Annotated in this window: 24 protein-coding genes and 1 pseudogene; 3 read left to right on the plus strand and 22 right to left on the minus strand. The window is 55.2% G+C overall.

What is annotated here, in order from left to right:
* Positions 1–26: 26 nt before the first annotated feature.
* A complete protein-coding gene (locus B9P82_RS23045) occupies positions 27–119 on the plus strand; it encodes a hypothetical protein (protein ID WP_246842155.1) in 93 nt (30 codons plus the stop codon).
* On the opposite strand, the gene B9P82_RS23050 is transcribed toward B9P82_RS23045, so the two are convergent.
* The 18 genes and pseudogenes from B9P82_RS23050 to B9P82_RS23135 all read right to left on the minus strand — a co-directional run bounded on the left by B9P82_RS23050 (position 91) and on the right by B9P82_RS23135 (position 10,610).
* Positions 91–453, minus strand: a complete 363-nt coding sequence (locus B9P82_RS23050; protein WP_101701041.1) for a tail fiber assembly protein — start codon at positions 451–453, stop codon at positions 91–93. The genes B9P82_RS23045 and B9P82_RS23050 overlap by 29 nt on opposite strands.
* Complete coding sequence (locus B9P82_RS23055; protein ID WP_246842152.1) at positions 362–595, minus strand: tail fiber assembly protein; 234 nt, start codon at positions 593–595, stop codon at positions 362–364. The genes B9P82_RS23050 and B9P82_RS23055 overlap by 92 nt, the downstream gene beginning before the upstream one ends.
* A 68-nt stretch (positions 596–663) precedes the next feature.
* Positions 664–900, minus strand: a pseudogene (locus tag B9P82_RS29490) (tail fiber assembly protein); the annotation flags it as partial.
* Positions 900–2,114 (minus strand): phage tail protein, encoded by a 1,215-nt coding sequence (locus B9P82_RS23065; protein WP_246842153.1) that lies wholly within the window; start codon positions 2,112–2,114, stop codon positions 900–902. The pseudogene B9P82_RS29490 and the gene B9P82_RS23065, both read right to left, overlap by 1 nt.
* Positions 2,104–2,718, minus strand: a complete 615-nt coding sequence (locus B9P82_RS23070; protein WP_101701007.1) for a phage tail protein I — start codon at positions 2,716–2,718, stop codon at positions 2,104–2,106. The genes B9P82_RS23065 and B9P82_RS23070 overlap by 11 nt, the downstream gene beginning before the upstream one ends.
* Complete coding sequence (locus B9P82_RS23075; RefSeq protein WP_101701008.1) at positions 2,711–3,607, minus strand: baseplate assembly protein; 897 nt, start codon at positions 3,605–3,607, stop codon at positions 2,711–2,713. Before B9P82_RS23075 ends, B9P82_RS23070 begins: the two co-directional genes overlap by 8 nt.
* Complete coding sequence (locus B9P82_RS23080; protein ID WP_101701009.1) at positions 3,594–3,962, minus strand: GPW/gp25 family protein; 369 nt, start codon at positions 3,960–3,962, stop codon at positions 3,594–3,596. Before B9P82_RS23080 ends, B9P82_RS23075 begins: the two co-directional genes overlap by 14 nt.
* Positions 3,959–4,543 carry a phage baseplate assembly protein V gene (locus B9P82_RS23085; protein WP_101701010.1) on the minus strand — a complete coding sequence of 195 codons (585 nt, stop codon included), beginning with the start codon at positions 4,541–4,543 and terminating at the stop codon, positions 3,959–3,961. Before B9P82_RS23085 ends, B9P82_RS23080 begins: the two co-directional genes overlap by 4 nt.
* Entirely contained in the window at positions 4,543–5,184 is a 642-nt protein-coding gene (locus B9P82_RS23090) for a phage virion morphogenesis protein (RefSeq protein WP_101701011.1), read from the minus strand. The genes B9P82_RS23085 and B9P82_RS23090 overlap by 1 nt, the downstream gene beginning before the upstream one ends.
* Entirely contained in the window at positions 5,181–5,639 is a 459-nt protein-coding gene (locus B9P82_RS23095) for a phage tail protein (RefSeq protein ID WP_101701012.1), read from the minus strand. Before B9P82_RS23095 ends, B9P82_RS23090 begins: the two co-directional genes overlap by 4 nt.
* A 141-nt stretch (positions 5,640–5,780) precedes the next feature.
* Positions 5,781–6,176 (minus strand): DUF2570 domain-containing protein, encoded by a 396-nt coding sequence (locus tag B9P82_RS28340; RefSeq protein ID WP_143704284.1) that lies wholly within the window; start codon positions 6,174–6,176, stop codon positions 5,781–5,783.
* Complete coding sequence (locus B9P82_RS23105; protein WP_101701014.1) at positions 6,173–6,724, minus strand: lysozyme; 552 nt, start codon at positions 6,722–6,724, stop codon at positions 6,173–6,175. Before B9P82_RS23105 ends, B9P82_RS28340 begins: the two co-directional genes overlap by 4 nt.
* On the minus strand, positions 6,721–7,002 hold the full coding sequence (locus B9P82_RS23110; RefSeq protein ID WP_000420349.1) for a hypothetical protein: 282 nt from the start codon (positions 7,000–7,002) through the stop codon (positions 6,721–6,723). The genes B9P82_RS23105 and B9P82_RS23110 overlap by 4 nt, the downstream gene beginning before the upstream one ends.
* Positions 6,993–7,193, minus strand: coding sequence for a tail protein X (locus B9P82_RS23115; RefSeq protein ID WP_000864915.1), 201 nt, complete (start codon positions 7,191–7,193; stop codon positions 6,993–6,995). The genes B9P82_RS23110 and B9P82_RS23115 overlap by 10 nt, the downstream gene beginning before the upstream one ends.
* Complete coding sequence (locus B9P82_RS23120) at positions 7,193–7,690, minus strand: head completion/stabilization protein (RefSeq protein WP_023305074.1); 498 nt, start codon at positions 7,688–7,690, stop codon at positions 7,193–7,195. The genes B9P82_RS23115 and B9P82_RS23120 overlap by 1 nt, the downstream gene beginning before the upstream one ends.
* 103 nt (positions 7,691–7,793) lie before the next feature.
* On the minus strand, positions 7,794–8,657 hold the full coding sequence (gene gpM, locus B9P82_RS23125; protein ID WP_101701043.1) for a phage terminase small subunit: 864 nt from the start codon (positions 8,655–8,657) through the stop codon (positions 7,794–7,796).
* Between the two features lie 46 nt (positions 8,658–8,703).
* On the minus strand, positions 8,704–9,753 hold the full coding sequence (locus B9P82_RS23130) for a phage major capsid protein, P2 family (protein WP_000430111.1): 1,050 nt from the start codon (positions 9,751–9,753) through the stop codon (positions 8,704–8,706).
* Positions 9,754–9,776: 23 nt separating this feature from the next.
* Positions 9,777–10,610: a GPO family capsid scaffolding protein gene (locus B9P82_RS23135; protein WP_101701015.1), complete on the minus strand. Its 834-nt coding sequence runs from the start codon at positions 10,608–10,610 to the stop codon at positions 9,777–9,779.
* 160 nt (positions 10,611–10,770) lie between these two features.
* Between B9P82_RS23135 and B9P82_RS23140 the strand changes: the two genes are divergently transcribed.
* Positions 10,771–12,492, plus strand: a complete 1,722-nt coding sequence (locus tag B9P82_RS23140) for a terminase large subunit domain-containing protein (RefSeq protein ID WP_101701016.1) — start codon at positions 10,771–10,773, stop codon at positions 12,490–12,492.
* 2 nt (positions 12,493–12,494) lie between these two features.
* Entirely contained in the window at positions 12,495–13,547 is a 1,053-nt protein-coding gene (locus B9P82_RS23145) for a phage portal protein (RefSeq protein WP_057063502.1), read from the plus strand.
* A gap of 390 nt (positions 13,548–13,937) precedes the next feature.
* Here the strand turns inward: B9P82_RS23145 and B9P82_RS23150 are convergent, their stop codons facing one another.
* The 4 genes from B9P82_RS23150 to B9P82_RS23165 all read right to left on the minus strand — a co-directional run bounded on the left by B9P82_RS23150 (position 13,938) and on the right by B9P82_RS23165 (position 18,519).
* Complete coding sequence (locus tag B9P82_RS23150; RefSeq protein ID WP_101701017.1) at positions 13,938–14,633, minus strand: DNA adenine methylase; 696 nt, start codon at positions 14,631–14,633, stop codon at positions 13,938–13,940.
* Positions 14,634–14,735: 102 nt separating this feature from the next.
* Complete coding sequence (locus B9P82_RS23155; protein WP_101701018.1) at positions 14,736–14,951, minus strand: hypothetical protein; 216 nt, start codon at positions 14,949–14,951, stop codon at positions 14,736–14,738.
* Positions 14,952–14,966: 15 nt separating this feature from the next.
* Positions 14,967–17,606, minus strand: coding sequence for a replication endonuclease (locus B9P82_RS23160; protein WP_101701019.1), 2,640 nt, complete (start codon positions 17,604–17,606; stop codon positions 14,967–14,969).
* Complete coding sequence (locus tag B9P82_RS23165; protein ID WP_101701020.1) at positions 17,599–18,519, minus strand: DNA cytosine methyltransferase; 921 nt, start codon at positions 18,517–18,519, stop codon at positions 17,599–17,601. The genes B9P82_RS23160 and B9P82_RS23165 overlap by 8 nt, the downstream gene beginning before the upstream one ends.
* Between the last annotated feature and the right edge of the window lies 1 nt (position 18,520).

An 18,520-nucleotide genomic window follows, 5' to 3' on the forward strand; every position in this document is an offset into this window, starting at 1 on the left:
AAGCGACGGAGGAAGAAGCCGACGCTTTGATTGAATGGCAGGATTACAGGCTGGATTTGATGCGGGTTGATACTATAAATCCTGTCTGGCCTACACCGCCGGTTTCTCAGACCAGTTAATCTTTGGCGCACTGGAGGTGTCTACCCCCTCCAGTTCCTTGATATAAGTTCTCCACTCAATTAGTTTCGCCTTGTCTTCATCACTAATGGTGCCAAGCAGCAGGTCAATCTGCCACCCTTTGGTAACTTCTGATGCTTCAGCGAGGAACTGAGATTTTTGCTGCTCAGCCGCTGCAATTGCCGAGGCTTTAATTTCTTCTGCCGTTGGTGGTGGAATCTCTTCCCATGACGGGAGGCCATCATCACCGGCAACCCGNCAGGTCAATCTGCCACCCTTTGGTAACTTCTGATGCTTCAGCGAGGAACTGAGATTTTTGCTGCTCAGCCGCTGCAATTGCCGAGGCTTTAATTTCTTCTGCCGTTGGTGGTGGAATCTCTTCCCATGACGGGAGGCCATCATCACCGGCAACCCGACGCTTTCCATCCAGAGGCGTAACACAAAACTCTTCAAAAACAGATTTCTCAACAGAAACCACATCAGCAGGTGCTGACGTGCTATCAGCGAACCAGAATGCGTTCTGTTCTGAGCTATAAANAACTGAGATTTTTGCTGCTCAGCCGCTGCAATTGCCGAGGCTTTAATTTCTTCTGCCGTTGGTGGTGGAATCTCTTCCCATGACGGGAGGCCATCATCACCGGCAACCCGACGCTTTCCATCCAGAGGCGTAACACAAAACTCTTCAAAAACAGATTTCTCAACAGAAACCACATCAGCAGGTGCTGACGTGCTATCAGCGAACCAGAATGCGTTCTGTTCTGAGCTATAAAAGAAAGTGTGCATCAGATAGTCCCCACCACAACCCAGTTAAAGTTAGTAGACTGAGCGACAAATTTACCGTCACTGCCACGATATGAAGATGATTTAGCGAGAAATGAAGACGCTGTGGAAACTTGTGCACCATATACCGTGAAGAAGTCATACACCCCTCCATTCCCCGCCCAGTTTCCCGATAGCCCTTCAATCACCACAGGGACATACGCTGACATTGCGACGGGAAGAGAGACAATGGCACCGCCATTTGCATCGGTATTGCTGTTCCCCCATTGGATACACATCCTGTTCGGGAATCGGTAAATATTGACCCCACCGGATACAGAGAAGACGAAAGAAGACATATCAGGTATCTGGTTTTCCCCGGTCCCCACATCCCGTTTTGCCGCTTCTCCCAATTGAAGGTTTTGGAGAAACTTCGCCACATCTGGAATATCCGCGCCGTTTTGGCTTTTCTGCATTGCGCCGGTGATACGTGCATCATCACCCGCCGCAACAGTATTGGCCGTTGTACCGGTGTTTTTCGTCGAGCTGTCACCAAGTTGCAGATTCTGGCGCGCCAGTGCCGGATTAGGTAAATCAGCGAGATTGCGTTCTTTAGCCAGCCGAGCATTCGCATTGTCCATCGCAATTTTAACGGCCTTCGATGTTGCCGCCTGCGATTCGCTGTCACTGGTCACACTGCTGCTGAGCTGCACAAAACCTTTCTCTGTCGTTGACGCATCCGGGTGATTACGTGACTGCTCATGCGCGCGCAGCTGGCTGTCAACATACTGGCGTGTTGCCAGTACAACAGCCGGATCAATCTTCAACGTAACGGCTTCGGTGCTGCTGACAATCAGGATCACGCGAATAACCTGAACGCGCCCGCTCCCCTCCTGCAACTGAGGCTTATAGGTTTCAGCGCAATTGGCAATCGCCACCATATCGCCATCTTTATCGAAAAGGCCGATCTCACGAATCCACCACCCGCCGACGTCTTCCGGTATGACCTGTTCCGCAATGATCTGGCTGGCGTTCGCCGGGTCCACCGTCAACATATTCAAAGGGGCGCGGCGTAACTCATGTACGAGAGCAGTCTGTGCCGGATTCGGTGTAGGCAGTACACCATTGCCATCACCAACGGCCAGCTGGGTAATCTCAACTTTCGTACCCAACGCCGTGGCTTTTGCCAGTTTTGCCGCCCCGATATTGGTCAACAGGGCAAGATATTTAGTCGCCACTTGCGATCTCCACGGTATCAATTAAATGGATTGCTGCGCCGGTGTAGTCATTGCCACCCACAGCGATAGTTTCAGGAAAATAGGGATATACCGTCAGCGTATCGCCCACGTAACACCCCGCCCCTATCTCGATATAACCCTGAGACTGAAGCGAAAGCGAAAGGCCGGTGAGGTGACGGCTTCTGGGTTTTGCATCGTCGATCAGGCGCTCAAGCTCCCGATAAGTTTCCTCGGTGATCCCCTCATCCTGGATGCCAATTTCAAGCCGGAAAGTGCCTGGCTCCTCGCCGTTCTGCCACCACTCAATCACCCTCAGCAAATAGCCGAAAGGTTCAACAACGCGCCTCAGCGCTGAAATCGTGCCTTTGTGGCGATGGACAAGCCAGGAGGCTTTGATTACCTGCCTCTTGGTCTGTTCAGACCAGCGCTTATCCCAGCGATCAACAGACAACGCCCAGGCCAAATAGGGTAAAAACTCCACGGGGCATTCATCCGGATTCCAGAGATTTCGAAGGTCAACAGGAATACCGCTGATCCGCGCCGTCGGTTTCTCTGCATTCCGCATGAAAGTGCTGGCTGAAGGCGGCAGGAGGCTGTTATTCATCCGTTCCCCCTACGCTGATGGCGTGCGAAATACATCGTGCCGCCTGGGTATCATCGATCACGATATCTTCCTGAGGATTCAGCAAGACTACGCGCTGCACCCCCTGTACATGCAGAGCGGCCATAATGGCCGAACGCGCAACATCGCTACCGATTTTCCCCTGTACTTCCAGCCACGCCCGCAGCGCATCATCTGCCGCACTCAGGATCGGCTCAGATTCCGGACCCGGATAGAGATAAAGCAGAGCGTCAATTTCATAATTCACAATCTCCGCTGACTTGACGGTTAGCCGGTCAGCGACAGGTCGCTTATCATCCGCTGAGAGCGTGTCGTTTACTGTTGCGATCAGCTCGTCGCTCGCCGTGCCATCCCCTTCGGTAGACAGAATGGACACGACGACAGCAGCGGGTGAGGGGCTGGTTGCCTTGGCATCTGCAACTTTACCGCTGGCACTCTTCGCAAAATATTCGTATGCCCCGGTAGGGCCAGCAACGCTCAACCCTTCAAAAGCGGATTGCGCACGCAGACGCAGTGCGGTATCGCTTTCCATCTCTGCATCGGTGGTTTCGGTAGCCGGAATGCGAACCAGGCGCTCGGTGTTCAGGTTACCCGCAAGGTTATCAAGATCGGTGGAGACGGAATGGCTCAACATGCAGGCCGCAGCACCCTCATTGATTCGCTGGCGCAGCATTAATTCCCGGTAGGCAATCACCTGCGCCAGTATGGTCAGGGGTTCAGACTCAAGTTTTAACGCAGCGGCAACAGAAGCCTGTTGTTCATCAGGGAAAGCCGCGATCATGACGGCTTTGACATCCGCCAGAATCACTTCAAAATCCAGCACCTCAATAATTTGCGGCGGCGGTAGCTGCGCCAAATCAACTGTTGCCATTGCTGCTTTTCCTGAGTGTTAAGGTTGTCGTCTGCTGTTCCATAGATTCCGCCAGAGCCCCTGACAATCCCGCCTCCACTGCTCCGGACTGCGAATAACGCACATCCACGATGCTCAGCGTGATCCGCGGTTCCCATGTCGCCAGCGCAATAACTACTGCGCTCATCAACTGCATGCGTGTAACATCGTTTTGCGGGCCATCAATCAGGTCCGGAACAAGAGAACCGTAGTCACGACGCATGATCCTTGAGCCAATTGGGGTGTTCAGAATGTCACTGGCTGACTGCCACACGTGGGCGGCGTCCGTCAGCGTTCCCGTCCCCCCAGGATTCATCCCGGTATAGCGCACCGTCATCGCGTGCCCTCCGTCCAGTCTCCGCCACGTTCCACGGCACCATGATCATGATCATCAACCTGAACACCGTTTGAGGTGAACTTACCGTCAGTGTGCACAAAGTTTCCCTGCATCTTGCCGCCTTCCGTAACATTGAGGTTTTTGGTCTTCAGCATCTCGGTACACTCGACCAGTGGCGTAGCCAGCAAGACTTTAACCGACGCCTCAATCGTTGCGGATTTGATACCACTGGCCTGCAATGCCCCCGCTTCCGCGTCATAGCGAAACTTCGCGCCATCCGGTGCCGTCACGATCATCTCTTTTGTCGATGTGCCTGGTGCCGGATTGTCGTTGCTGTAAAGACTGCCACCGATGATCGCAGCGGTGGTGTTCCCTCCCATGCACAGGAACCATACCTGCTCGCCAACAGACGGCGGCACCCAGACTTTGAAAGCGCCTGCTCTTTGTGCATTCCATCGCAGCCAGGTGGAATCCAGTTCACCGCTCTGCACCCGTACCCGCCATTTTTTCTCGTCGATCTGCGTCACCGTACCGGTGCGAACGATGTTTTCCAGCAGGCGGATGACTTCAGCCAGGTCCATCAGTTCCCCCCCAGCGAGTCTATGACCTGGCGGGCGATAGCCATGCGGTCCGCTTTACTCAGGCCGAGCAACTCACGGCGCGGGTAATTCGCCACCGCTCCGCTGTCGTTTACCCTGTCCCGTAGCCCGTACTGGTGAACGCGGGCAATGCGTGCAGCGACACCAGAAAAACCAACTACAGCGCCGTCCGATGTGGCGCGTGCCTTCAGAAAGCGAGCTGTACGCAGGCGGCGGAACATTGGATCTGGTTTCGTGGTATCACGGCGCGTCTCGCTGAAGCTGATATCAAGATAACGCTCAATATCTTCCCGGTAGAATGATCGTACTGCGCCACGTCCTTCATCAAAACCAGTCAGCATGCGGCCCCGGCTTCCGCGAGTTGCCCGCCAGTTGCGCAGACGACGCTCATCCCCCTCCCAGATAAAACCAATTCCGGCTTGCGAGCGCAGCACTCGACGGCTCCGCTTCGGGTATTTCGTACCATCTGGCGCCATCTGTTTTCCGATCCGCTGGCTCTGACTGCGGCGCAACGAGGTCGCTATTCCGCGCGCAGTACGCAGACGGCGTGCCGGCGTCATGGCGGACAGAATTTCCGCGAACACCTGATCGAGTTGTTGAAACAGCGCGGCATCGTTTGTCATATCAACTCGCCTTCGAAATCAGGAGTAAACACAACCGCCCACTCACCACCGCTGATACGTGGGCGGTTCTCGCCCAGGTGCTTCGCGACGGGTTTTCCGTCTACGTTCTCCACTATCACGCGCTCCCACACCGGCACCTTGAACAGAAGATCGGCCAGGTCGTCGCTGATAATGTCAGCGTCAAATTCCAATTTGCGGTTATTTTCAGGATTCAGCAGCAAATCAGGCTGATATTGCCAGGCCCACGCCATGATCGGCAGCATGAGGTCATCAACCTGGCCAGGGAACTCCACCGCCAGAACATTGATGGTGTACAGGTACATGAAAGACGGCTCGCCCGTTGCTTCAATACCGATATGCCCCTTCTCCACCCAGACAGTGATTTTTTCCGGGTTGGCTTTACACCAGGTGTTACCGGCAATCAGTGCATCACGCATCAGCTCTGCTTTTTTCACTTTATCCCCCTGGCAATTCGCCGCAGTTCCAGTTCACGAATACCCGCCTTATCGGCATTACAACTATCCAGTGCATCCAGTAGCGCATCAGACCATGGCGCAAGGCTGCCGTAAGTCATCGGCCTGGGTGGCGCTGGCGTTTCAGTTTTTGCTGTCAGGTTTTCCGGTAAAGGCTCCTGAATAATCACCGGCGCTGACTTCGGTGGCTCGCTGGTACAGGCTGTCAGCCACACGGTCAGGCACAGGTACAGCGGCGCACTTATCACCGGCCAGCTCGGTTTTGATGTTTTCACGTCGCTTTTCCCCTGTTTCGCTGCGCGCCTGATCGAGTGTTTTCAACCTGGCATTAACCTCGTTTACGTCCTGCCGCAGTGCCCTGACCTCGGCCAGCACATCACCGGTTTGCTTCAGTTCCTGTCGGGTGTCACTCAGTTCTTTTTCTGTCGCTTTTCGCTTACCTGTTTCCGATTCAATCTGAAGGCCCATCACGATAATCAGGGTCGCAGCCATCACCATGGCGCTAAGTTCCCACTTCATTTCACCCCCTTCAGTACCGGATCTGACAGGCACCAGTACCGGAACTCTTCACGCCGTTTGACAAGCCCCGGCAGGCGTTTTCCCCCAGAGTTCACAAAGTCTGTCAGTCGCTCGCATACCCCCTGCCAGTTGCCCGTCTGCGCATTACGCCAGATTGTTGTTCTGACCTTCTGGCCCTGCCTGTTGGTGAACCATGCCAGGCCACTACATCCAACGTTAAATACGCCGTCGGTCAGCGCCTCAAAAACACGTTGCGGAGCAGCTGCACCATTGAACTCGCGATTTACGCATTTCTCAGCGCGAACCAGATCATTCACCCATCGCTCGGCGATCTCGCGCTCGGCGTATTCGCGGTTCTGCACGTTGCTGGTCGACCCCATGCCTACGGTCAGCACACCTGCCGGGCAGTAATACGGCGTCTTTCGGCAATCCTCGTATTTCGCCATCTTCAGCTGCGCTTCAGGACTTGTGCGCAGCGTCTGCGGCCAGAGTGCCGCTGCAAGAGAGACAATCGCCGCAACAGAACAGGCAATAATTCCTCTTTTCATCGCGGTGACTCCCTGATAGTCCGGATTAACTCCTTCACGTCCTGCCGGTTCTCGGTATCGTCCCGAATCGCATCGATCAATTCATTCAGCAGAACATTATTGGTTTCATGGATGCGGGACATCCGGCGGCGATGGAGCTCACCCAGCACGGCAACCACGATCCCGGTGAGCGCAGCAATGAAAGCCAGCCAGTCCTTCTGCGTCATCATGCCGACGCCCGTCAGCAGCATCGACCAGAGGTACACCGTCCAGTTCCAGAGGCGGTTTATCAGCTCCATAATTGAACAGTCTCCTTTGTCGCAGAGGTGTCGACGTCAGGCAGCTCAACTTCCTGCCCTGCATCAAGAAAGATCTGGCCGGCCAGCGCATGATTCGCAGCCAGTACGATCTCGGTCACGCCCTGGGTGATGCCGTAGTGACGCTGACACAACAAATCCACTGTATCGCCCTGCAATGCCTTCACTTTCATCAGAACGCCTCCGCAGAGTTACGGACCACGCCCTGAATATCCGAGATAGCCCAGCGCGCATCACGCCAGTGATCATTCGCCTGGGTTGCGAGTGCGGCGGCGCGCTTCTCTCCCGCGTCACCCGTGGTGTCAACATCGCGGAAAGTCTCGATCAGAAGGGCCCGCGAGATGCTGTAAACTGCGCGGCGCCAGCGATATACCTTTACGCTCTCGTCGTTAATCACCATGGCCGGTACGGCGGCCAAACTGGCATATCCGGCCCCAATCTGTTCAGCCTGCCATTGCTTCAGCTGATCAGCTGTGTGGGCTACGGCTTCAATGACCACCTGCTTTAAACGCGAAGTGGTAACCGCACCGGTGATCCGCATCTCCTTACGGACGTTGCTCAGCACTATCTCGGGCCAGAACTCCCCGGCGGTGACTTTCTCTCCGCCGTCATCCACGTCCGGCACATCCTCCGCAGAGGAGGTAACTGTGCGAGGGGCCACAAGGCTCATCGTGTAGTCTCCAGAAAAGGTTGGCGGTGAGCGGACGGAGAAAAGCTAACGCGATGCGTTGCAGATTTCCGCCCGCGCCGCCAGCGCACGGGGCGCAAGTCGGTTATTTTTTATCGGCGGTGGGCTTTTTCGTCGTTGTTTTGCGGGCCGCCGTTTTACGTGTTGTGCTTCCGGGGTTGTTTTTGGTGGCTGGCTTTTTGGCAGCTGGCACCGTCACTTCCGGCGTTGCTGCAGCCTGATTATTGCCCCCTTCGCCCCCGCTCTGGTCTGCACCCTCACTGCCTGATGCATTTTCCGCAGAGGCTTTTTTTACCTGCCTGGCAAGCTTATCGATCAGCTTTTTCACCCCGGCGCCGGGGTCGAGGTTCAGCGCGCGACGCAACAACTCCAGCGCAGTCGCCTGTTCATCCGCAGTGCCGTTGCACAATGCAAAAGCGCGGGCTTTATACAGCTTGGCCCGTACGACGTCTGGCATATCGCTGTTTTCAGTGATCTCCTGGACCTCATCGAGCACCGCCAGATATGGCTTAATATCAGTGCTGTCATCCGCCTTGACCTGCACCAGAATGGGATCGCAAATCTCATCGACCAGCGCTGTCGCTGCCGTGCGGTTAAACCGGTCTGGCATTGCCAGGTTGTGCGCGATGACATACCGCCCGATGCGCACGGCCAGCGGATAATCCCGAATATCAATCGCCCAAATCATCAGGCGCGTGATCACTTCATCCTGTCGCCCGCTGTCTCCCTCCAGCGTTCCTTCAATCCACCCCTCGTAATTGGGTAGCAGCTGGCGTTTAAGCGCGGCTTTTGCCTGTTCGCCCTGAATTTTCTTCAGCGCACTCATATCCATACGCATGCGGTGCAGAATTTGCTCGTGCGCAGTACGCGCTGTTTCTGACAGATCATCTGCCTTGCCATGGCGTTCAGCCATGACGCGTTGAAAATGTCGTTGTGCCGGTGTCAGCATTGTTTCTTCCCCGATGAACGGCGGGCCGAAGCCCGCCAGTGTGCGGTTATGCGCCGCCTGCCGGCGCCTCGGCAAAGGTAATGCCGTCAATGAATGCGACATTGCCGTAGTCCTCGATCACAAAGTCATCATTCGATGACTGATAAGTCGCAATACGGTTGTATTCCGGCTCCTCCTTGATCGTCCGGCGCAGTCCACCGCGCTGGTAGTACACGGACAGGTTTTTAAACGGCGTGATCAGTACGCCATTGACCGGGAAGTACGGCGCGATGAAGGTCGGCATGTTGCCGACACGTTCCTGCGCAACAATCAGCTGACCGGCCAGCATTTCGGTGTTCGGGTTGGTCTGGCTCATGGCGTTAATCGCCGGGAAGTTGCCGGTGGTCAACAGGTCGCCCGCCAGGATCACCACGTTGTCAGGATTACGTTTGTGCCATTCATCCATCAGGCTGTTTTTGGCGTCGTACACCGCCGCACCCAGGTTGCCGTAAGTCCCTTTCGCAATAACCTTGTTATCTTCATCACGGGAAGTGATCGTGACGCCGGAAATCACGCGGTGTGAGGCTTCAGTACGGATTTTCTCCAGCCAGCCAATGCCACAATCCTGCAACAGTGGGTTAGCCGCGCGGTCTGATGGATCGCTGTATTTGGTGCCGTTGAAACCGATCATGATGCGGTCAAGTGACATCTGACGAGCCATCGCCTTGCTGATTAGAGGCTGGAATTCCGGCATGTGCGCCCAGGCATCAAGCTGTTCATAGCTGATCCCGTAGTCGTAGTTGACCTTGCGGCACATGTAATCAAACGGCTCCATTGAATGGTTAGCACCTGGATTACGACGGTTGGTGGTGCTGTTGTTAACGCCAGCCATCGGACCTTTGCTGCCAATCAGCACTTTCTGACCAATCTGCTGGTTAACGCCAAACACGTTAATTTTGCTCAGGAAAGAATCACTCTCCTGTGCGGCCTGCTCCAGGCGTTGCTGACGCGCCGGGTCTACCGCAAATTTCGCAGCGACTGCCGCAGTCGATACGCCGTTTAACTGCGCCTGGCGCGCAATGTACTGATCAAACAGCTGGCGGGTATTGTTTTCCATGTTCTCTGCTCTCGTAGTGGATATCAGTAATCAGCCAGCTGCGCGTTGGCGCCGCCGTTCGCAGGTGGTCGCTGACTGAAGGAAGCTTCAGTGTTCCCCAGCTTCTGGCGCAGCTCCGCAAACTCAGTGGTCAGTTTCTGGATAGCGGCCTTATCCTCCTGGCGCTCCTGCTCTGCGGCACTGAAGCGATCAATTTGCTCGGATTGCGATTGCGCCACGGCCTCAACGACCTGATGCATCTGACTGAAGCGCTGATCGTCCGTTTTCTGACCTTTGCCAATAATGCTCATCACGCGATTAAACCACTTGGCACCTTCATCGCTGCGCTGGGCGGTCAGCTCGATCACCTCTGCTTCAAGCGCTTCGGTGAACATCGGCGCCTCACCCTGCTGGTTATTGAAGGCCATCACCGATGCACGCTGCTGTGAGGCAAATTTAAGACGCTCAGTGCCCAGGCTCGCCGGGGTATCGGTCATTGCCAGCCCGACAACATAGGCTTTGCCGTTGAGGGCAAACTGCGGATGCAGCTCAATACTGGAATAGACTTTTTGCCCTTTGTCGGTCATCTGCACCATGCGCTCGGATGGTTCGATTTCGGCATAAAGCGCGGTACGCCCCGCCAGTGCACCTTCGGTGATGTCTTCAGTGCTGAGGGCTACCACATCCCCCATCGCACCAAAATCGCTATTCGGGAACATAGAGAGATAGTGCTCAATGTTGACCCGCGCGCCATACACCTCAGGGTTGTAATTTGCTGCTGCATCGCGAAGGTGCTGCGGTTGAATTTCGCGCCCGTCAACGGTATTTCCGGAGACGGCCACGCGAAACTTCTTACGTGGTTTTGCTGTGCCTGCCATGTTCGTTTACTCGCTTGTTTTCTGAGTTCCCGGAGATGATGGCAGGGGGACGCATCCCCCCTCAACGCGTTGTTGTTGTGAGCGGAGCACTACAACCTAAAGCGAGCGCAAGGGTACGCGCGCGCGGGTTAATCTCCCCGGCAGGAAGCGAGGAGGATTAATGGCGATTGAAGAAGCATTCATCATGCAGCGTGCACGACAGCTTTACTGGCAGGGCTACCCGCCAGCAGAGATCGCACGCCTGATGGGGATCAACCAGAACACGGTTTACTCATGGAAAAAGCGAGATGAATGGGACACCACACCGCCGATCCAGCGCGTGACAACATCCATTGATGCCAGGCTAATTCAGCTCACAGGCAAAGACAAAAAGACCGGCGGTGATTTCAAAGAGATTGACCTGCTCACCCGTCAGCTAAAAAAGCTGGATAACGGCACAGCAGCCACCCAGCCGAAGAAAAAGATCCGCAAAAAGCAAAACTATTTCTCAGAGTCGCAGATTGCCGCGCTGCGGGAGAACATTCTCGGCTCTCTGCACTGGCACCAGAAAGGGTGGTATGACAATCACCACTGGCGCAACCGTATGATCCTGAAAAGCCGCCAGGTTGGTGCGACGTGGTATTTCGCGCGTGAAGCTCTGGTGCGCGCCCTGTCTGAGGATGTGAAATACAAGCATCAGCGCAACCAAATCTTTTTATCGGCAAGCCGCCGCCAGGCGTACCAGTTTCGTAGTTTCATTCGCTCGGCCGCAGAAGAAGTTGACGTGGAGCTCAAGGGCGGCGACATGATCCAGCTGTTCAACGGCGCCGAGCTGCATTTTCTTGGCACGTCAGCGGCTACAGCTCAGTCATACACGGGCAACCTGTATTTCGACGAATTCTTTTGGGTAGGCCAGTTTGCCAACCTGAAAAAAGTCGCGGGCGCCATGGCAACGCTAAAAGGCCTAACGCGTACCTATTTCTCCACCCCTTCAGCCGAAAGCCATGAGGCTTATCCATTCTGGACAGGTGAAGCATTTAACAAAGGTCGCAGCCATGGCAAGCGCATTGAGTTTGATACATCCTGGAAAACACTTAACAGCGGCCTGATGTGCCCGGACAAGATCTGGAGGCAGATTGTCACGTTGCAGGATGCTATCAACCATGGATGGGATCTGACTGATATCGACGAAATCCGGGAAGAGAACAGCCCGGAAGAATACGACAACCTGTACGGATGCCAGTTCATCAAAAGCGGTGAAAGCGCCTTTGACTATAACAGGCTACTGGCATGCGGTGCTGATGGTTATGACGACTGGCCCGACTGGCGGCCATATGCGGCCCGCCCCATGGCTGATCGTCCCGTCTGGATTGGCTACGACCCGAACGGCGCCAGCGGCAAGGGGGACAGTGGAGCCATATCCGTTAACGCTGTGCCGATGGTGCCCGGCGGCAAGTTCCGCACGATTGAGACACTACGCATACGAGGGATGGAGTTCGAAGAGCAGGCCAATCTCATTATCGGCATGCTCACCCGGTACAACGTGCAGCACATTGGGATCGATGGCACCGGTATTGGTGAAGCGGTTTATCAGCTGGTTAAAAAGCATTTCCCGGCAGCGGTTTGTTACCAGTTCTCACCGTCCAGCAAGCGAATGCTCGTGCTGAAGATGCAACAGCTGATTCGTGGCGGGCGCTGGGAGTTTGATCGTGGTGAGCTTGACCTGGTTGGTGCATTCAACTCTGTCCGCAAGATCGTTACCCCTGGCGGCGTTGTCACTTACGACACGGACCGCTCTCGCGGCGTCAGTCATGGCGATCTCGCATGGGCGACGATGCTTGCCACCATTAACGAACCGCTGGGACAAGAAGGCGGCAGCAGTATGACAGTTACGGAGTATTAACCTTGAGCAAACAAAGACCCACACGCGGCAGGAAGTATGCCAGGGAGCAGGCAGATCTCGCCGCCTCACTGAAAGCGTCACCGGAGCTGAACTCATTCACCTTCGACGGCCCATGGCCGGTGAGTGGTGCCAGCGACCTGCTTGATAACATGTATTGCGCAGACAACGGGCGATACTACGAAACCCCCATTGACTGGTATGGCCTCGCCCGTCAGTTTGGCTATGCGAGCTGGCACCAGTCGGCGCTTTATTTCAAGCGCAATGTCCTTGCCGGATGCTTTATCCCGCACAAACTTCTTTCCCGCCAGGTGTTCTCCGCCTTCGCGCTGGACTGGTTTGTCTTCGGGAATGGCTATCTTGAGATGCGAAAAAACCGGCTTGGTGGTTCCTTTGGCTTTCGCCACTCGCTGGCGAAATACACACGCCGTGGATCTGACCTGGATACTTACTGGTTTATTCAGGCCGGGCTACAGGATCACATGTTTTCAACGGGCTCGGTATGCCACGTTCTCAGCCCGGATATTCACCAGGAAATATACGGCATGCCTGAGTATTTCGCTGGCCTGCTGTCAGCAAACCTGGCCCATTCTGCTGACAAGTTCAGAAAGCTCTACTACGACAACGGCTCACACGCTGGCTGCATCGTCTACGTTAACAGCGCGATGGCCGACCAGGAGAGCCTTGATAAGCTCAAAAAGACGCTGACTGATACCCGGCGCGGCGGTGCGTTTAAGAACATCCTTCTGCACGCACCTAACGGCGGCAAAGACTCCGTGCAAATACTGCCATTCAGCCAGATATCGGCTAAGGATGAGTTTGTGGGGGTAAAGTCTTCCACCCGCGATGACATGCTGGCAGCGCACCGGGTGCCGCCGCAGCTAATGGGCGCCATTCCGGAAGGGAACGGTTCATTCGGTGATATTGAGAAAGCGGCCCGCGTGTTCGCCGTCAACGAGCTGACACCCTACATGGAAGCCATGAAGCATGTTAACGACTGGCTGGGTGAGGAGGTGATTCGCTTCAACCCTTATGCATTGCTTGAACCCACGAAGTGATCTCCTGGCCGCATCGTCATTTCTGGCGGTGCGGTACCACCCGCAGCACCATCATTTCCGTCCATATCGGCCACTCACGAAACACAAATAAATCACTCCCCTACCAGACGCAACCTGCGGGCTTCTGCCGCGACTTCTCTCGCGCTGCCGCTTCGCTCAACCATCAACATGAGCGCCCGGCAGGCGGCGAATGGCGAAGGATATGACCCCCTGCCTGACCCCCTTTACGCGCGCTTGCTCCCCCGCCTCGCCTGCGCGCTAAACCGACCTCTTTTTGTGCACTTTGTGCAGGCCGCCCAGGCTCCGCCAGTGCTGGGGCGGCATGGAAAAAACGTTGTTTCAAAAATTGTGCAAATTTGTGCATCTTTTTGCATCCGCGCGGCCCCATTTTTACACCTGATCAACCTCGCCGAGCGCCACCATGATCGCCAGGCGCTCGGCAGGCGGTAACGCTGCAAATTTTTCCTTCCAGCGCTGCGCTTTTCGCTTGATTCGATAGCGGTCATTGTAATTTTTACCTGCAAAAGCATGCGAATAAGCTCGCCCCTCCTGGTAGTTCATCCAGATTTTCTCTGTCCTCACCCCACCTCGCGTCATAGCCTGAAACTCTTTGCTGCGCCAGCCTACTAACGTTTCGTCATAAAGCTGCGACGGATAGCCAGAAAGGATCACGCTGACGTTCTCCGGCAGGCTCATGAGGCAGGCTAACAGACGCTCATGATCGGCAACGGTATATTCATGACGGTAGCGGGCGCGGCTGGTGCGCGTTTCTGGCAGGTAGGGAGGATCGGAATAAACCAGCACGCGGCCATGTTGAGTAAAGTCTTCTCTTTCCAGAAAACCTACCGCATCACCGTGATATAGATTCCACCGAGGCGGCTTTTTCCCCATCTTTGACCAGCGATCCCGCGTTAATTTAAAAGAATTTTCATCCACATCAATTCCAATCGTCCTGGCTGCAAGCGGCTTGAAAAACATCACCGCACCGCTGCCCAGATGCGTTTCAATGTACGTATCATGCGGGGGCATTTCAGCAATAATCTTTTGATAAACCCCACTCGCCGCTTTACTTCCCAGATAGCTCATAACTTTCTTGCTCCAAAAAACAAACCTGCAGCACCGCCAAAAATGACGGCGCTCGATAGAATGGCCAGCACAGCCAAAAGTGACCATGGCAGACCAGCGCCCTCACAGCTTCATCAGGTTTTTGATCACAATCCTGGAGACAAGGCCGTTAGTCTGCTTAGCTTTTTCCAGGATATAAGAGCAATGCTGGTCTTTCAGTTCATCGGGATTGACACATTGCCCCGTCCCATGCTCAACGGTTACCGATCCATTACCGTTGTAAACAATGCGCCCTTCTGCGTCGTACCCTTCGAAATAGCTGATGTAACTTGATTTCATTTTTGCTCCTTAGCATCAATCCCGGCTTTTTCGTTTAGCCGCCTTCTTCCAGCGCGTGACCAGGTCACACACCGCCATATATTCAGACGTCGGTTTATCTTTATCCCCGGCACGCCATGCCTTCACTTCCTGCAACCGGCCATTGTTCATGGCGATCAGTCCGCCGCCGTGGCGAACTCGGGCACCGCCAGCAATCGACCTCACAACGTCATCGCTGACGAAAATCCTGCAACTACGCAGTTGCGCGCCGATGCTGGCGATGGTTTCCTCGCTGACTCCGCTTTGTTTCGCAGCATCTCTTTGCTGTACCTGCCGCAGTGCCGCTTCGGCTTTTTTCTTCTGGTATTCCGCAACTGCGGCGGCATAGTTATCCGCACGCCGCTCCGCTTCGGTCCGCAGCTGTTCGCGCCAACGCTGTTCAGCCTCTTCCGGTGTCAGGCTCATATCTTTCGCAGCAGCCACTTTTGGCCCCCACGTCAACGCAGTTTCATCATCAACAGACGTGCGCAGGCCGCGCGCGGTACGCTCGAAGGCTTGATCTGAGCTTTCGCGGCCTAAGTTTTTCAGTCTGCTGGTGATTTCCTGCCGCTGCTGGCGTGAATATCGGCGCAAATCTTCGATATTCAGCGGAAGTTCTGTCATCTGACTGTCCGGGTGATCAATACCGGCATGCATCGTCGGTTTTGACGGTGTGGTACCAGCTAGCACCGCCACTTTTAACGGTGGTTTTTCATCCGTTCCGGAGCGCCCCGTACAGTTATTGACAGAACTCCGAGGGGCCGCTGCGCGGCCTTCTAAGGTCAAAATCTCGACCGGCGATGGCTTACGCTTCGGCACAATTTTGTAATCGGTGGTGCGGGTGAAAATGACTGATTCGCTGCCCGTGTACGGACAATAAACGCCAGTAATTTTGGCGACCGTGTCACCATAATCATTGCCGTTTTCGGTGAATTCATAGTTAAGGCGAACGCGCAGGCAATCTCGCGCAACAAACGGGCCGCCCTGAGCATTGGTATATCCCGGCCAGTCTGGCGCATCGGCGGCGGCCCGCGCCGCTTCCAGCTCCGGATGTAATACCAGCTCACGGTTCCCTAACCGGCGCAACTCCCGCCAGGTGGTCACCGGCGCGCCGCCAATCTGCTGAAACTGGCGGATATTCCAGCGCGAAGCCCAGGCGCGCACACGCTTTGCCATCTCCCTGACCGGCTGGCCTGACTCAAGATCCACTTCACCATCCATGCCGTAGCCATCGATGTTTTTCGAGATGTATTTCGCGATATAGCCTGTTGCAGACCCAAATTGCTCGTCCATCGGCGTAACGGTAAAACGGTGCTCTGAAGCACCTTTCTCGTTACCGTCCTCTTTCATGGCGTGTTTGCGGAAAATGGCTGTTGCATGCTCTACTTCCTCAGGGCGGAGGAAGAGCAACAGATGCCAGTGAGGGGTTCCATCGTGGTGAGGCTCTGCAACACGAAAACCAAACGTGCGAATACCTTCGCGACTCCATTTGGCTCTGACGCGCGCCCAGACTTTGCAAAGGTATTTTTGCGTCTGACGCGGGCTGGCGTGCTGGTACTTATCGTTTCGTCTGCCTGACTGGACATGCGTTGAGTGGTAACGCGACGGCGCTGTCAGCGTGTAAAACATGCCAACCAGCCCCATTTCATTCGCCATATCCTCAAACCCGCGCATGCGCACCATCAGCTCATGCCGCGCGATCTTCGGGTTGGAAACGCTACCCATCACCTTATCCAGTAATGAGCTGCGCTCGCCGGTGTCCTGGTCTTCCAGCTCCATCGCCTGAAGGTATTCGAAGTTCGCTTTTTTCTGCGTCACCCATTCCCTGAAGCAGGGATCAGAGCAATATGGTGAAGCCACTTTGCTGACGTAGCCGGTCGCGATCATTAGATGTTCGCGCCAGCAGTCATGGATGCGGCGGATTTTGTTAAGCCACCATTTTTCGGAATGAAGTCTGCCAGCGGCACGCAGCGCCTCATCGGCGTCCAGCTCTTCGTCGCAATAACGCGCCCATCCGGGGATCGCGATATTGAGCGTCGCCGTTTTGCTCGCTATAGCCCCATACGCGTAAATCGACGAAAACTCGAGATCGGATGTTTGCTCATACTGAAAATCAAACTCGCGCATAAACTCGCTTTTCATCAGATTCGCAAGTTTATACGCCAGTCTTTTCAGGCGTTTTTTGTCCGCCCACGGCAACAGATGAAATTCATCACGCAGCGGAAGAAGAAGCGCCGGGAGCGTACTTTGTGGGAGGTATTGCGCGTTAACCGCATCAACACGGCGTAAAACATGCCGCTCAAACGTACCGAACAGCCAGCGCACAACGTCTTTTGGCTTGCTGCGTTCGAGGTTTTCAAGGTGCTGCGAGAAGCGCTTACGGATAAATGCCGGGAGCGTCTGCACCCGGCGGCGGAGGTAGTTAGCGCGGCCATTGCGATCAAATGCCTCTCGCGCCTCGCCCTCGCGCGGGCGCAATGGTGCGCGGTAGACCGTATCAACCAGATCGCCATAAGAGAGCGCTCTGCGCTCGCCTTTCGGTGTCAGATACTCAATGGCTGAACTTTCGGTTTTATGGGGGTTGATGGCCTGCCGTTTGGTATTCCATTCCCATGCTAGCGCGGCGAGATCAGACATAACTCACCGTCGCCATATAAGCACTTATGAATGCCGCCGCCGCTTCGATGTTGATGGCGTTTCCGTAGGTGCGCAATCTTCCCACTCTGGCGGGAACCCCATTAACCAGAGGCTTAAGGCCGGGTTTAACTGGCCTCCACTTTCCATCTCTGCAAAAGAGCCAGTCAGAAGCTCCCCAGAAGCCGTTAACCGAGCCGGGCCTGCTATCTGTGCTACCACATCCAGCGTATCCGTTGACAGTTTCCCATTCCTCACTCTGCCCCCCTGATAACCGCCCTTTCCATCCCTCGCCGCAGGGGTGGGCCAGCCCGCAAGACAAGCAAAATCCTGTAAGTTCGACTGCCGACCAGCCAGCTTCCTTGCGATCACCTTCTCGGCATCCTGATAAGCGTTCTTCGTATTGCTCGCGGTTGGAGTCGGCCAGCCAGTAAGTACGCTCCCGGATGTGCGGCGCACCGACGCCCGCAGACGGAAACGCCGACGCCCCGAAGGCATATCCCAAACTTTCCATGTCAGTTTGTACAAGGTCGATCCAGTCTTCAGCATCTTTACTTGAAGACTGTTCGCCAAATACCACGACAGGGCGGCGCTGGCCGATAAGCCAATGTGTGAAGGGCCATAAGTGCCGCTCGTCAGCAAACCCAAGTCCTTTGCCTGCCGTGCTGAAAGGTTGGCAAGGGCATGATGCTGTCCATGCAGGACGATCATCGGGCCAGCCTGCGCGACGTAATGCGAGTGACCATCCGCCAATTCCTGCGAAGAAATGGCATTGTCTGAAACCTTTGAGATCATTGGGGGTTACATCCTCAATTGAGCGTGTATCAACAACACCAGGCGCTATATGGCCGGCGTCGATTAAGTTGCGCAGATGCTGCGCTGCATGAGGGTCGATTTCGTTGTAATAAGCCGTCATC

It is taken from the genome of Citrobacter sp. L55, from assembly GCF_002850715.1.
GTDB classification, from domain to species: domain Bacteria; phylum Pseudomonadota; class Gammaproteobacteria; order Enterobacterales; family Enterobacteriaceae; genus Citrobacter; species Citrobacter braakii.

Excerpts from the sequence above, each read along its gene's own strand:
- B9P82_RS23070 (WP_101701007.1), bottom strand. The coding sequence starts at position 2,718 with ATGAATAACAGCCTCCTGCCGCCTTCAGCCAGCACTTTCATGCGGAAT.
- B9P82_RS23075 (WP_101701008.1), bottom strand. The coding sequence starts at position 3,607 with ATGGCAACAGTTGATTTGGCGCAGCTACCGCCGCCGCAAATTATTGAG.
- B9P82_RS23080 (WP_101701009.1), bottom strand. The coding sequence starts at position 3,962 with ATGACGGTGCGCTATACCGGGATGAATCCTGGGGGGACGGGAACGCTG.
- B9P82_RS23085 (WP_101701010.1), bottom strand. The coding sequence starts at position 4,543 with ATGGACCTGGCTGAAGTCATCCGCCTGCTGGAAAACATCGTTCGCACC.
- B9P82_RS23090 (WP_101701011.1), bottom strand. The coding sequence starts at position 5,184 with ATGACAAACGATGCCGCGCTGTTTCAACAACTCGATCAGGTGTTCGCG.
- B9P82_RS28340 (WP_143704284.1), bottom strand. The coding sequence starts at position 6,176 with ATGAAGTGGGAACTTAGCGCCATGGTGATGGCTGCGACCCTGATTATC.
- B9P82_RS23105 (WP_101701014.1), bottom strand. The coding sequence starts at position 6,724 with ATGAAAAGAGGAATTATTGCCTGTTCTGTTGCGGCGATTGTCTCTCTT.
- B9P82_RS23110 (WP_000420349.1), bottom strand. The coding sequence starts at position 7,002 with ATGGAGCTGATAAACCGCCTCTGGAACTGGACGGTGTACCTCTGGTCG.
- B9P82_RS23115 (WP_000864915.1), bottom strand. The coding sequence starts at position 7,193 with ATGAAAGTGAAGGCATTGCAGGGCGATACAGTGGATTTGTTGTGTCAG.
- B9P82_RS23120 (WP_023305074.1), bottom strand. The coding sequence starts at position 7,690 with ATGAGCCTTGTGGCCCCTCGCACAGTTACCTCCTCTGCGGAGGATGTG.
- gpM (WP_101701043.1), bottom strand. The coding sequence starts at position 8,657 with ATGCTGACACCGGCACAACGACATTTTCAACGCGTCATGGCTGAACGC.
- B9P82_RS23130 (WP_000430111.1), bottom strand. The coding sequence starts at position 9,753 with ATGGAAAACAATACCCGCCAGCTGTTTGATCAGTACATTGCGCGCCAG.
- B9P82_RS23135 (WP_101701015.1), bottom strand. The coding sequence starts at position 10,610 with ATGGCAGGCACAGCAAAACCACGTAAGAAGTTTCGCGTGGCCGTCTCC.
- B9P82_RS23140 (WP_101701016.1), top strand. The coding sequence starts at position 10,771 with ATGGCGATTGAAGAAGCATTCATCATGCAGCGTGCACGACAGCTTTAC.
- B9P82_RS23150 (WP_101701017.1), bottom strand. The coding sequence starts at position 14,633 with ATGAGCTATCTGGGAAGTAAAGCGGCGAGTGGGGTTTATCAAAAGATT.
- B9P82_RS23155 (WP_101701018.1), bottom strand. The coding sequence starts at position 14,951 with ATGAAATCAAGTTACATCAGCTATTTCGAAGGGTACGACGCAGAAGGG.
- B9P82_RS23160 (WP_101701019.1), bottom strand. The coding sequence starts at position 17,606 with ATGTCTGATCTCGCCGCGCTAGCATGGGAATGGAATACCAAACGGCAG.
- B9P82_RS23165 (WP_101701020.1), bottom strand. The coding sequence starts at position 18,519 with ATGACGGCTTATTACAACGAAATCGACCCTCATGCAGCGCAGCATCTG.